The following is a 13,471-nucleotide window of genomic DNA, read 5'->3' as shown; positions in this document are numbered from 1 at the left end:
CTACATCGTGGTTGGGTCGTAGATCGAAGCGGGCAGGTCAAAGCCCCACAGGCGGAAGCGCTCGGAATAGTGGCTGCGCACGCCAGTGGCCGTGAAGTGACCGATGATCTTGTTGTCTGGCGTCAGGCCAACACGTTGAAATCGAAATATTTCCTGCATCGAGATCACGTCACCTTCCATCCCCGTAATTTCGGTGATCGACGTCATCCGGCGTGAACCGTCCTGCAGACGGCTGGCCTGGACGATCAGGTTTACAGCGGAGGCGATCTGACTACGAACCGCCTTGATTGGCATCTCAATCCCAGCCATCGCGATCATGTTTTCCAGACGCGATATCCCGTCGCGGGCAGAGTTGGCGTGGATCGTGGTCATCGAGCCATCGTGTCCGGTGTTCATGGCCTGCAGCATGTCGATCACTTCGGCGCCACGCGTCTCGCCCACGATGATGCGGTCTGGACGCATCCGCAGGGCGTTTTTCAGACAGTCACGCGGGCTGACTTCACCTTTGCCTTCCACGTTGGGGGGGCGGCTCTCCATTCGTCCGACATGAGTCTGCTGCAGTTGCAGTTCCGCCGTATCCTCGATGGTCAGGATGCGTTCGGCATCGTCGATGAAGCTGGACAAAGCGTTCAGCGTGGTGGTTTTACCCGAACCGGTACCGCCTGAGACGATGATATTCAGGCGCGTCGAGACGGCGGCCTGCAAATAGGCGGCCATTTCTTCGGTGAACGCACCGAAATTGACCAGATCATCAATACCCAGCTTGTCTTTTTTGAACTTACGAATGGAAACCAGCGAGCCATCAACGGCAATTGGCGGCACCATTGCGTTGAAACGCGACCCATCGGCCAGACGGGCGTCAACGTAAGGGTTTGATTCATCGACACGGCGACCCACGGCGGAGACGATCTTGTCGATGATCCGCATCAGGTGCTTTTCATCCTTGAACGTGATGTCGCTGATTTCCAGCTTGCCGTGACGTTCGACGAAAATCTGTTGCGGTCCGTTCACGAGAATATCGTTGACGGAGTCGTCCTGAAGCAGTGTCTCCAGCGGTCCGAGACCAGTGACCTCGTCGTAAAGCTCTTTGTTGAGCTGACTGCGATCTTCCCGGTTCAGAACGATATTTCGTGCTTCAAGCACTTCACTTGCGATTGCGCTGATTTCGGTGCGCAGCTCGGCCTCGCTGGCCTTTTCAAGCGCCGCGAGGTTGAGGTTTTCAAGCAGTTCGCGGTGCAGTTCCAGTTTGATTTCGCCCAACCGCTCTTTGCGCTTGCGATCTTTGTCGTTGCCCACAACCTCGGCGGCTTTTTTCTTAAGCGGTTTGCGTGCCACAGCGGTCGCCGAAGATGCGGCGGTGGGTTCGGTTGTCGGCGCCGGGGCGGGCGTTTTGGCTTGAACCGGCTGCGCCGGAGGCTGTTTCTTGTATCTTGAGAACACGGGCAGCTCTCCTTCGTGTTAAGCGGCTTCGGCGTCGCTGCTGCCGAGGCTATGGAGGGACTGGGCCAGCTTCGCGATTTCGCGGCGCAGCGGGTTTTTGGCTGCGGAACTCGCCAGCGGCAGGCCGTGGTCTCCGGCTTGCATCACGGGTTTTCCACCATCCGGCAAAAGCAGATCGATCGAAATGCCAAGGCTTTCTCCCATCCGTTTGACGCGACTTTTTCCATTCAGATCGGTGAACTTCGGCGCGCGGTTCATTGCAAAACGCAGCTTGTTGAAGGGAAGCTCCTCGGCCTGCAGCGCACGCTTGAGGCGCAATGCGTTTTGCGCCGAGCGCATGTCCAACTCGATCAGTGCGAAATAGACATGGGCGGCCTGCAAAACCGTTTCGGACCATTGCACAAGGGTTTTGGGCATGTCGATCACGACATAGTCGAAATGGGTGCGAGCGGTGTCGATGACGCGCTGAATATCCGTCGGAGTGATAATGTCCAGCGGGATCATATCCGATGGTGAGGTCAGCACCTGCAGCTTGTCCTCAAAGCTTTGTAGCGCTTGCCCAAAGGATTCCTCATCCATTGAATCGGTGTCCGAGAGCATTTCGAACACAGCTTCGTGGCGGGGCAGGTCGAGATAAGTCGACACGGTGCCGTATTGCAGATCCAGATCAATCAGGCAGACCTTTGGGGCCTCTTTGTTCGAAACTGTCGCCAACTCCCATGCCAGATTGACGGCCATGGTGGTTGAACCGACGCCTCCGGCCAGCCCCTGAACGACAAACAGTGCGCCTTCCTTCGACGTGCCGTTGACCAGAGGCGCGCCTGCCGCCTGTGGGGCGGCGACAGGGTCAGGCTTATTCATACGGTTAATGGCTTCCTGAAGCTCGTTTTCGGGAAGCGGGTAAGGCACAAACTCATCCGCGCCTTTGCGCAGAAGCTGGTGCAACGCAGCGGGTGTGACGTCTTCGGCGATCAGAACGACCTTGATACCCTTTTCTTTGGCCTGGGTAATAATCTCACCCATCAAGGTCAGGTTGTCCTCGTCATCGCCGTCCAGAGCAAGTGCGACAAACTGCAGTGATTCTGCTTCGGGTTGACTGAAAAACGCAAGCGCCTCAGCAAATCCAAGGTCACCCCAGCGCTCTCCCAGTGCGGTCTCCATATCTTCGATCAGCAGATCGAAATTCTGGACATCGCGGCTGATCGTACAGGCCAGAATGGCGGTATTTTCGTCTTGCGGCGTCGCGCTCGTCATTAACACAATCCTCGTCGAGAGGGCTGGGCAAACCGAGGTGAACGTAGGAAAGGTCAGTTCTGGTTTGCTGTCGCCCGATGCGGTCAATTTTGGCCGCAGGTCACCCAATTGTTCACAACGTCGCTTGGAAGTTGGGCAAGAATTGGGCGCAAAAGAACCAATTGTAGGGAAATGGGCGACAATGTCGCCCATGACCTGGGGATTATCAGCCGCCGGTATCTTGCTCGGCATTGATGTCGCTGGCTGTCTCCGCGCTCGTAACATAATCGCGGTAGACGATCTCAGCATACTTCCCGTCCAGAACGCTGGGGTGACGACCCACAAAGCCTGAGACTTCGGTAACCGTTCGGCGATTGCGTCGGTCCCGATTCTCGGTTGCGACGAGGGGTCTGGACTTGCCGAACGAAACAACAGCTTCAAGCCGTGAACGCGAGATACCTTGTTGCGTCAGGAAAGCAACCGCAGCATTCGCGCGGCGTTGTCCCAGCCGTTTGTTGTAGGCGGTTGAACCAACCGCATCGGTATGGCCGTAAACCCGGAACCGAGCTTCTGGAAACCGCTTAATCCAAGCAGCTTGTTGCAACAGGATGCGTTGGGCCGAAGCGTCCAGAGTTGCGCTGTCAAACGCAAAGTTTATCTGCGTCGGCACCTCAGCGGCGAAACGTTGCGCCAAGATTTGGCCATAGGTCAGTTCGCCGTTGAGAACCTGAATATTATTCAGCGTGGCGTTCCCGAAAGTTCCGGCGTCGATCTCGTACCCGGCCTCGCGTGTGCAACCTGCAACTGCGACCGAAAGAGACAGCGCTATTATCCACTTATCCATTGGTCCTATCCTTTCCCATTAGTCCAGGACATAGCCGTAAGACTGACCAAAATCCTGTTTGGCGACTTCGGATGCAGCGCCATTACCGCTTCTTTCAGTTCGAGCGACTTTGCCATTTACAAACAAATCGAACTCGCTGGGCGGTTTCACCCGATCAGTGGGCAGGGCCAAAGCCTCGCCGCGTGTTGGTGAGACCAGATGCGCTGTGACGATAATGACCAACTCGCTTTGCTCACGCTGGTACTGTGCGCTGCGGAACAATGCGCCAAGGACCGGCACATCACCCAACCAGGGTACCTGATTACTCAGATCTGAGAAATCATCCTCGATCAATCCGGCGATTGCGAAGCTTTCGCCGTCGCGCAGTTCAACAGTTGTTTTTGTCTCGCGAACGATGAAGCTGGGGACTGTGTCGCCGTTGATCGTGAAATTGGAGTTGGGGTCGATGCTAGAGACCGATGCACCCATCTCGAGGTTGATCAGATCCCCATCAACAACACGAGGAACGAACAACACCTGCACGCCGAATTGGCGATATTCGATTGCAACAACCCCGTCGTCTTGTGGCACCGGGATGGGGACTTCACCACCAGCCAGGAACTCGGCTTCTTGTCCAGAAAGCGCAGACAGGTTTGGTTCTGCCAAACTCCGAGCTAAGCCTTTGGATTCAAGCGCTTCCAGCAGCAGGCGAATCTGAGTTGAGCCAGCTCCGAAGCCGAACAAGATGGCACCGGTATTGGTTTGAGCGATTGGAATGTTGTTCGCCAAAGCGTTCGATAGCGCGCCCTGCGTATTCAGCGTGTTGAAACCAGCGGTTACATCACCACCGCCGAAACCCAAAGACGCCGACAGGTTCTTGGCGACCGAGCGGTTCATCTCGGCAAAGCGAACTTTCAGCATGACTTGCTGCACGCCGCCGACATTCATGAGATTCGATACGCGCTCAGGTGCATAGCGTTCTGCAAGCTCGAGTGCGCGCGCAAGGCGGGCGCTGCTCGAAACGGTGCCAGAAAGAACGATGCCGTCATTCGCGGTGCGTACCTCGATTCGTTCGTTCGGCAGAATTTGGCGAAGTCTTTCCTTGAATTCGGTCACATCCGGGGCAACCCGGACACGTACGTTGGTCAAAAGATTACCTGCGCCGTCGAACAACGTCAGCGTTGTCATGCCCGGCGCGCGGCCGAGTACATAGATCGTGCGATCTGAGAGTGTTGAAACGTCAGCGATGCCAGCATTCGCGATGCTGATCTCGGCAAACGGTTCTTCGCTTTCAACAACGATTGCGCGATTTACCGGGACATCCAGCGATTCGGCTGTACCCTTCTTGACCACGCGAAGATTTTCGGCCCAAGCAGCATTGCTGGTTAAGCCCATTACAAGCGTCAACCCCAGCAGGGTTGCGCTGATCCAGGAACGTATTGTCATGTGACCTGCCTCTCCGATCACCACTCATTTTCATGGGTCTTTTGACCTCTATCCAAGAACCCTGCGCGAAAACCAGATTTATTGCAATAATCAAGGGTTTCTGGAATTTTCTTTATGTGGACAATGGGCAACATCAAAATGAATGAGGCCGCGCGTAGTGCGCGGCCCTTATCCTGTAACAGTCTGAATTAGTGTCAGTTTGTACAGGGGATGGGGGTCTCGACGATCTCGCTGCCACGGCGTGTACGGATGGTGCAGACCTTTTTCTGTGGTGCCACAGGTTCGGGTGCGACTTCTTCGATTCCAAGCAGCTTGCGCTGGTCGATCTCGATAGCGCTCGCAACCTCATCATCTTGAGCCCCGACCAGGGCAAGAGAGAGACGTCCAGTGTTTTGCGCCTGTGCCAGCGCTGCGATTTGTTCAGGTGTGGCAGATACAGTGACCGTTCGGGCAATCGTAGTACCCGTTAGGTCTGAGCCTGCAGTCTGGTCAACAGCAATCAATTGAATGTTGGTCTGAATCAGACGAGTGATTTCGCCATTTGCACTGGAACCTGTACCGCGGACCGAACCTGTCCAATAGACATCTATTCTGTCTCCGGGGCGCAGGAAGCCCGATACACCCGACGCAACATCGACACTGATCGCGAATGCACGCATACCTTTTTCAAGTTGTGATGTAAGGCCTGCGGATTCACCGGGCCGGGTCACTTTAACCTCCATGACCGCTTCATCTTTTTCCATGGCGCGCAATACAAAGCGTTCTTTGTCACCGGTCTCAGGAAAAAGTACCGTCAAATCCGTAAAGCTACCTTCAGGGATTGCATCTTCTGGCCAATTGACGATTCGGATATCTTCTTCTTTTAAGAGTTCTCCGTACCTCAAGGCTTTGTCGGCTACGAGTACACCTACAGTTTTAACGTTATTCACTTGCGCCAGAGCATCTTGTGCTGCTTGGCGCTCACGGGCGAGCTGGTTCTGATGCTGTGAGATGTAATCACGGGCCATGTAAACAGCACCCCCGGCCAAAGCCACCCCGACTAGCAGGACAAGTCCAAATACCGCGCGCATCTACATCCCCTCGCATCACTTTCTTTGAATCGTTCCGCCATAAACTTACGACGACGTTTAGCTTTGCCTATATGCGAATTGTGTCGAAAAGGGGGACAATGTGTGATTTTGTTCCCGTTCGTGCATTTCGCACCAATAAAACCCCTCTGCTCAGGGGCCAGAAGACCTGAAGTTTACAGTAATGCTTTGAGCTTCCAAGGCCGTGAGTTTCTGGCCAACTTCTTCATCAATGTTATCGACGGGTTGCGCAATGTAGAGCCCGATGAAGACTCCCATACCCACGACAGCCGCCGTAAGCACCACCCAATCAACTGTGACTGCGCCGTCTTCGCTTGTCGAGAATTTTGCGATTCTTTTCAACATATGAACGCCAAAATTTGAGTTTGCAAAAGGAAGGGGGCCAAGCCCAAGAAAGCATGGCCCCCACCATATTGTTCAAATCTGCAAGACTATTAGAAGTCTGTGCTCAGGTTCTGGTTGCCTGTGTCAGTTGCAACGGTACCCAGTTCGGTGCCGATTGCAGCAGAGATGTTCGAGGTGCCGGTGCCAATTGCGTTGTAAGCAACAGCTGCCAGGCCGACTACGGCTGCGGTCAGAACGACCCAGTCTACAGTTACGGCGCCGTCTTCGTCTTTGCGGAAGTTCTTGATGAACTTGATCATGTTACGTCCCTCCTAAAGGATCAAAAAAGTAATCTAAACCTCGGCGTCTTTCAGAGCTTCCTCTCTCAGTCCGCTCCCGATCGTCTCGGTATGGACCTATGTTTGACCCTTGTGCGTGGCAGGAATTGGGCCGATCCCGATTTTTTTCACTCAAAGCTTAACTTTTTGGTGATAAATTTTATAACCAACAGAAAAATAACGAAAAATTATCCTACCTTTTTTTGCCAGTACCGCTCAAGCGATGCAAAATAGCGGCAAATGAGGCGAAATTGCCCCAATTCGCTTTGTTTTTCTGGTGTTGTGAGGCGTTCTGGGGTTCAAACTGACTCAAAAGATAAAAATCGAGGCAGGCAAATGTATATCCGTAACGCGCTCTTTTGCGCCGGAGCGGTAATGGTACTGGTTGGTGCCATATCCCCGGCGTCCGCGACCGAGCAGGAACCACGCGGTGTGTACAAACGACTTTCGGCCCCCAAGCCGGGCGAACGTGTGCGGGTCACCATTCAGATCACACCAGAACAACATGCCGCTGCACCGTCGGCGCCCAGCACCGGTGTCGAACTTGAGACACCAACTGAGGTCACGCCCGCAAAGGTGCCCGCCTCGATACCACCAAAAATCGCCGGGACCGGCCAGGAAAAGCCGGTTGGGTCTTACAAAGCGTTCTGGAACCGCGTCTCGCCTGAGCTGGCACAGGCCAATGCCGGCCGGCTAAGAGCAGCCGTGCAGGCAGTGACCTCTGCAGGCGTGTCCGCGCCGCGTTTGCAAACCTTACAGCAAATTGTGAACGAGCGAGGTGTCGATATCCTGCGCTCGACCGTAGGGACCGACGTGTCTCCGGCCTTGGTGTTGGCGGTGATTTCGGTGGAATCAGCCGGCCGCGCGGGGGCCGTAAGCTCGGCCGGGGCGCAGGGCCTGATGCAGCTTATGCCCGCCACGGCTGAACGGTTCGGGGTAAAGGACAGTTTCAGGCCCGAGCAGAACATCGAGGGCGGAGTACGCTATCTGCATTGGCTGATGGAAGAATTCGGACAGGACCCGATTCTGGTGCTTGCGGGCTATAACGCAGGTGAAGGGGCGGTGCGCAAACACAGTGGCGTGCCCCCATATGCCGAGACGCGGGACTATGTACCAAAGGTGCTCGCGGCGTTTCAGGTGGCAAGCGCTTTGTGCACCACGCCGCCGCAATTTGTCTCGGATCCTTGTGTTTTCCAGACGGCAAACTGATAAAGGCCCGCATCGCAGCGGGCCTTTTCGCACCAGTCGGACAGCTGATTATCCGACGATTGCCGCCTGCGTCGCCGCTCGCATGTCCTCTTCGCTGACGCCATCGGCCAGTTCGACGATCTTCAGACCACCTTCGACCACATCCAGCACACCCAGGTTGGTGATGATGCGATCAACCACGCCCTGACCGGTCAGGGGCAGCGTGCATTCCTTCAGCACTTTGGAATCGCCATGTTTGTTGGTGTGGTCCATCACGACAATCACGCGGCCAACACCGGCTACCAGATCCATCGCGCCGCCCATGCCTTTGACCAGCTTGCCTGGAATCATCCAGTTGGCCAGATCGCCCTTTTCGTCCACCTCCATCGCGCCAAGCACCGCGGCGGCGATCTTGCCGCCCCGGATCATGGCAAAAGACGTGGCGCTGTCGAAGTACGAGGTCCGCGGCAATTCCGTGATCGTCTGCTTGCCTGCGTTGATCAGGTCGGGATCCTCTTCGCCCTCAAACGGGAAGGGGCCCATGCCCAACATTCCATTTTCAGACTGCAGCGTGATGTCCTTGTCACCCACGTAGTTCGCCACCAGCGTCGGAATCCCGATGCCGAGGTTTACATACATGCCGTCTTCCAGTTCCTCTGCCGCGCGCGCGGCCATCTGATTGCGGTCCCAGGGCATTATGCGTCCTCCTTCTTGCGGGTGGTGCGCTGTTCGATGCGCTTTTCGTGGCTGCCCTGAATCAGGCGATGCACGTAAATGCCGGGCAGGTGGATCGAATCGGGGTCCAACGAGCCACGCGGAACGATTTCTTCCACTTCGGCCACGCAGATCTTGCCGCAGGTCGCAGCGGGCACGTTGAAGTTGCGCGCGGTCTTGCGGAACACGAGGTTGCCGGTGTCGTCCGCTTTCCAGGCCTTCACGATGGCGAGGTCGGCAAAGATGCCTTCCTCCATGATATAGGTCTCGCCGTTGAAGTCCTTGTGCTCTTTGCCTTCGGCGATCACCGTGCCCACGCCGGTCTTGGTGTAGAAGCCGGGGATGCCTGCGCCACCGGCACGCATACGCTCGGCCAGAGTGCCTTGCGGGTTGAATTCCAACTCAAGCTCACCGCTCAGATACTGGCGCATGAACTCGGCGTTTTCGCCGACGTAAGAGCTGATCATCTTCTTGACCTGCTTGGTCTGCAGCAGGATGCCGATGCCGAAATCATCCACGCCCGCGTTGTTTGACGCAAATGTCAAATCCTTGGCGCCCGAGGCCTTGATCGCCTCAAGCAGCATCTCCGGGATGCCGCACAGGCCAAAGCCACCCGCGGCGATCAGCATGCCGTCCGAGATCACTCCATCGAGCGCCTCAGTGGCATTGGCATAGACTTTCTTCATGGAAAACTCCCCCAATGACGTGGTGTTGGGCCGAGTTGTGCCGCCACGCCACAGGGAAGTCAACGAATCCAGAGGGGTTGTGGTATTTCTACCTAACCCGCTTTTTTGGCCGCCTTCTTGGACGCGGCTTTCTTCTTGGGGGCCGCCTTTTTCTTGGTGCCTTTCTTGGCGGCACGCTCGTTTACCAGTTCGACGGCCATCTCCTGCGTTACGTCCTCGGGCTTGATATCCTTGGGAATGGTCGCGTTGACCTTTTCCCATTTGACATATGGACCGTAACGCCCGTCCAGAACCTGCATCGCACCGCCATCGGGGTGTTCGCCCAGCTCTTTCAACGGTTTCGCTGCCGCCCGCCGTCCGCGTCCCGGGTTGGCGCGCTTTTCGGCCAGCAGCTCGACGGCACGGTTCATCCCGATCTCGAAGACATCGTTGGGGTCTTTGAGGTTGGCATAGACCGGCTTGGCTTCGTCGGCCAGTTGGTGCATCAGATAAGGTCCGAAGCGCCCAAAATTCGAGGTGATCATGCCGCCTTCGGGGTGTTCACCAATCTGGCGAGGCAGGGACAAAAGCGTCAGGGCCTTATCCAGATCCATGTCATCCTTGCTCCACCCACGGGGCAGCGAGGCACGTGGCGGTTTCTTGTTCTCGGGCGTTGGCTCGCCGCGCTGCACGTAAGGCCCAAATCGACCGGATTTCAGCCAGATCTCATCTCCGGCATCCTCACCCAGCAACCGTTCGTCGCCTTCAGCTCCTTCACCCGCGATGGGGCGGGTATAGGTGCATTCGGGGTAGTTGCCGCAGCCGACAAACCCGCCTGTGCGCGAGGTTTTGAGGTGCAACTGCCCCAGACCGCATTTGGGGCATATACGCGGATCGGAACCGTCCTCGCGCGGAGGATAAAGCTGAGGTGCCAGTGCCTCGTCCAGCTTGTCCAGCACTTCCGAAATGCGTAGTTCCGAGGTCTCGCCAATTGCCGCCGAGAAATCGCGCCAGAACTTGCCCAGCAGGTCCTTATAGTCCCGGTCGCCTGCGCTGACGTCGTCAAGCTCTTCTTCCAGGTTGGCGGTGAACTCATAGCCCACGTACTGCCGAAAGAAATTCAGCAGAAAGATCGTGACGATCCGGCCCTTTTCCTCGGGGATCAGCCGGTTCTTGTCCTTGCGCACATATTCACGGTCCTGAATCGTTGTGACGATCGACGCATAGGTCGAAGGGCGACCGATCCCCAACTCCTCCATCCGCTTTACCAGAGTGGCTTCGGTGTAGCGCGGCGGCGGTTGGGTGTGGTGCTGCAGCGCCAGAACGGCTTCATTGTCGGACAGGATTGCGGCCTTGTCCTCGGCCTTCGCGAATTGATCCTTCAGCGAGGTCTTGGCAAAGCGTGCAGGATCGCCCTGCATGATCTGCGGAAGGCGTTTTTCGTCATCGTCAGCCACGTCATCGCGGCCTTCCTCATAGACGCGCATGAACCCGTCGAACAACACCACCTGACCGGTGGCGCGCAGGCCGACCTGGCCGTCGTCGCTGCCGATCTCGACCGTTGTCCGCTCTAGCCGGGCGGCGGCCATCTGGCAGGCGATGGTACGTTTCCAGATCAGATCATACAGCTTGCGCTGATCCTCATCCGTCACCTTCAGCGCCTTGGCATCCCGCGACATATCTGTGGGACGGATACATTCATGCGCTTCCTGCGCGTTCTTGGCCTTGTTTTTGTACATGCGAGGGCTGTCAGGCACGTATTCCGCGCCGTACCGGTCGGTAATCGCATCGCGCGCCGCCGCTACGGCTTCGGGTGCCATATCGATGCCATCGGTCCGCATATAAGTTATGTAGCCCGCCTCGTACAGCCGCTGCGCGACTTGCATCGCGTGGCGAGCGCCCATGCCGAATTTGCGGCTGGCTTCTTGCTGCAGGGTCGAAGTCATGAACGGCGCGCTGGGGTTGCGGGCGGCGGGTTTGGCCTCGACCGACGTCACGCTGAGCGCACGGCTGGTGATCGCCTGTACCGCCAGTTCGGCTTGCGTGGCGTCTTTGAGGTCGTGCTTGTCCAGCTTCTTGCCCGCATAGGTGACGAGACGCGCCTCATAGGTCTGTCCACGCGGGGTTTCGAACTGCGCCTTGACCGACCAGTATTCAATCGGTTTGAAGGCCTCGATCTCCATCTCGCGTTCCACGATCAGGCGCAGGCAGACCGATTGCACCCGGCCTGCGGATTTCGCGCCGGGCAGTTTGCGCCACAGGACTGGCGAGAGATTAAAGCCCACCAGATAATCCAGCGCGCGGCGGGCCAGATAGGCCTCGACCAGGGGCATATCGACCTCACGCGGGTTCTGCATCGCTTCGGTCACGGCATCCTTGGTGATCGCGTTAAAGGTCACGCGGCTGACCGGCGTGTCTTTCTTAATCGAACGCCGCTTGGTCAGTGCCTCCTGCAGGTGCCAGCTGATCGCCTCCCCCTCGCGATCGGGGTCGGTGGCGAGGATCAGGGCGTTGTCCTCTTTCAGCGCGTCGGCGATGGCTTTGACGTGCTTGCGGCTGTCATTGCCGACCTCCCATTTCATCGAGAATTCTTCGTCTGGATCGACTGATCCGTCCTTGGGCGGCAGGTCCCGCACATGGCCGTATGAGGCCAAAACAGTGTAGTCGGGGCCGAGATACTTATTGATTGTTTTTGCTTTGGCCGGAGATTCTACAACAACGACAGGCATTTAAGGGGAAACCTCGCTCGACGAAATGGACGCCTTCTATGGTGCTGCAAAATGTGTGGGGCAAACCGGAATTGTCAATGCGTTCCTTTCGCGATCACAAAAGTGGCTTGTTTTCAGTGATCTAACCGATATCGCTCGATGTATGTCGGTAACCGCGCGACGGTCAACCAGCCAGCGACAACAGCCCGCCCGGCTGACGCTGGATTCGACCATCGAGCTCCAGATCGATCAACGCCGGGCCGAGGTCCCCGGCCGAGGCCGCGATGTCGCGCAACAGCTGGTCCTCAGCGATGGGAGAGGGCCCGAGCCGTTCCAGAATCTGCGCCTGGAGCACTGCTGCAGGGGTCGGGGACGCAGGTCGTGGTGGTTCCGCGTGGTCGCGAAACAGGTCTTCCTGCTGGGGCAGGGCTTCGATCACGTCTTCTGCCGAACATACCAGCGTCGCCCCTTCCCGAATCAACAGGTTGCACCCGGCGGCGCGTGCGTCGAAGGGGTGGCCGGGCACGGCCAGAACCTCTCGGCCCTGATCCAGCGCATCACGGGCGGTGATCAGGCTGCCGGATTTGGCTGCGGCCTCGACCACTACAACCGCCTGCGCAAGGCCCGAGATAATCCGGTTGCGTCGCGGAAAATGCCGAGCTTGGGGCGTGACGCCCATGGGCTGTTCGGACAGGCGCAGGCCCTGTGACGTGATCTGTCGCGCGAGATCCGTATTCTCTGCCGGATAGATCACGTCCACGCCGCCCGCCATCACGGCAATGGTGCCGGTTTCGAGTGCTGCAAGATGGGCCGATGTATCAATTCCCCGGGCCAGACCTGACACGATGATATGTCCTCGTGTCCCCAATTCGGCCGCCAGCCCGCGCGCCATCCGTGCACCGAGGGAAGAGCAGTTTCGCGCACCGACCATGGCGATTGCAGGTTTCTGCGCGAGAGAGATATCTCCGATCGCCCACAGCAGAGGGGGCGCGTCCGAAAGGTCATTCAGGGACTTGGGAAAATCGGCGGCCCCAAGGCACAAAAGCCGCGCATTGGCGGCTTTTGCGGCCTTGAGTTCCGCCTCGATTACGCCGGGGGGGCAGATTTCATAGCCCTCTATCCCGGCAGCGCGTGCCATTTCAGGCAGCGCGGCCAGCGCGTTCTGCGCCGAGCCATGTTCACGCAGCAGCCGACGAAACGTTGCCGGACCAACCTTCCGCGAGCGCAACAGACGGAGCCAGGAAAACCGGTCCTCTTCCGTGGTGGGTGGGAGTGGGGGGTGATTGGAAGAAAGCTGCTCTTCGGTCATCCGATGCTCCGCCTGATTGCAGAACTGGTTTACGGGGTTTGGGGTTAACAGCTTGTAAATCGAAGAAAATTAGATGCGATTTATTCAGGTGTCGCCTATGAGAGGTTCCTTATGTCTTTGAGATGGTGGAGAAAATTCGTACGAATTTTCTTGGCGCGGATTGCGATGGTCGCGCCTATTAGGGGCGCACGGCGT

General features: G+C 57.2%; 12 protein-coding genes. 1 reads left to right on the top strand and 11 read right to left on the bottom strand.

Going from position 1 to position 13,471, the window contains the following annotated elements:
- The 7 genes from ACR3EN_RS01610 to ACR3EN_RS01580 all read right to left on the bottom strand — a co-directional run bounded on the left by ACR3EN_RS01610 (position 1) and on the right by ACR3EN_RS01580 (position 6,674).
- Entirely contained in the window at positions 1-1,440 is a 1,440-nt protein-coding gene (locus ACR3EN_RS01610; protein WP_480819371.1) for a TadA family conjugal transfer-associated ATPase, read from the bottom strand.
- 18 nt (positions 1,441-1,458) lie between these two features.
- On the bottom strand, positions 1,459-2,694 hold the full coding sequence (locus ACR3EN_RS01605) for a CpaE/TadZ family protein (protein WP_480819372.1): 1,236 nt from the start codon (positions 2,692-2,694) through the stop codon (positions 1,459-1,461).
- Between the two features lie 205 nt (positions 2,695-2,899).
- The gene (locus ACR3EN_RS01600) at positions 2,900-3,517 is read right to left on the bottom strand and encodes an OmpA family protein (RefSeq protein WP_480819373.1); all 618 of its coding nucleotides are present in this window, start codon (positions 3,515-3,517) and stop codon (positions 2,900-2,902) included.
- Positions 3,518-3,535: 18 nt separating this feature from the next.
- Entirely contained in the window at positions 3,536-4,942 is a 1,407-nt protein-coding gene (locus ACR3EN_RS01595) for a type II and III secretion system protein family protein (RefSeq protein WP_480819374.1), read from the bottom strand.
- A gap of 194 nt (positions 4,943-5,136) precedes the next feature.
- A complete protein-coding gene (gene cpaB, locus ACR3EN_RS01590) occupies positions 5,137-6,012 on the bottom strand; it encodes a Flp pilus assembly protein CpaB (RefSeq protein WP_480819375.1) in 876 nt (291 codons plus the stop codon).
- Positions 6,013-6,162: 150 nt separating this feature from the next.
- Positions 6,163-6,375 (bottom strand): hypothetical protein, encoded by a 213-nt coding sequence (locus ACR3EN_RS01585; protein WP_480819376.1) that lies wholly within the window; start codon positions 6,373-6,375, stop codon positions 6,163-6,165.
- An 89-nt stretch (positions 6,376-6,464) separates the two neighbouring features.
- Positions 6,465-6,674 (bottom strand): Flp family type IVb pilin, encoded by a 210-nt coding sequence (locus ACR3EN_RS01580; protein WP_480819377.1) that lies wholly within the window; start codon positions 6,672-6,674, stop codon positions 6,465-6,467.
- A gap of 354 nt (positions 6,675-7,028) precedes the next feature.
- Between ACR3EN_RS01580 and ACR3EN_RS01575 the strand changes: the two genes are divergently transcribed.
- A complete protein-coding gene (locus ACR3EN_RS01575) occupies positions 7,029-7,901 on the top strand; it encodes a lytic transglycosylase domain-containing protein (RefSeq protein ID WP_480918381.1) in 873 nt (290 codons plus the stop codon).
- A 48-nt stretch (positions 7,902-7,949) separates the two neighbouring features.
- Here the strand turns inward: ACR3EN_RS01575 and ACR3EN_RS01570 are convergent, their stop codons facing one another.
- From ACR3EN_RS01570 to dprA, 4 genes are all read right to left on the bottom strand, one after another.
- Positions 7,950-8,576 (bottom strand): 3-oxoacid CoA-transferase subunit B, encoded by a 627-nt coding sequence (locus ACR3EN_RS01570; protein WP_480819379.1) that lies wholly within the window; start codon positions 8,574-8,576, stop codon positions 7,950-7,952.
- Positions 8,576-9,280, bottom strand: a complete 705-nt coding sequence (locus ACR3EN_RS01565; protein ID WP_480819380.1) for a CoA transferase subunit A — start codon at positions 9,278-9,280, stop codon at positions 8,576-8,578. Before ACR3EN_RS01565 ends, ACR3EN_RS01570 begins: the two co-directional genes overlap by 1 nt.
- A 92-nt stretch (positions 9,281-9,372) precedes the next feature.
- Entirely contained in the window at positions 9,373-11,988 is a 2,616-nt protein-coding gene (topA, locus tag ACR3EN_RS01560; RefSeq protein WP_480819381.1) for a type I DNA topoisomerase, read from the bottom strand.
- Between the two features lie 163 nt (positions 11,989-12,151).
- Positions 12,152-13,276, bottom strand: a complete 1,125-nt coding sequence (gene dprA, locus ACR3EN_RS01555) for a DNA-processing protein DprA (protein WP_480870256.1) — start codon at positions 13,274-13,276, stop codon at positions 12,152-12,154.
- Positions 13,277-13,471 lie beyond the last annotated feature (195 nt).

The sequence above is a fragment of the Ruegeria sp. G7 genome (assembly GCF_056535465.1).
This window is presented reverse-complemented; position numbering and strand designations above follow the sequence as displayed.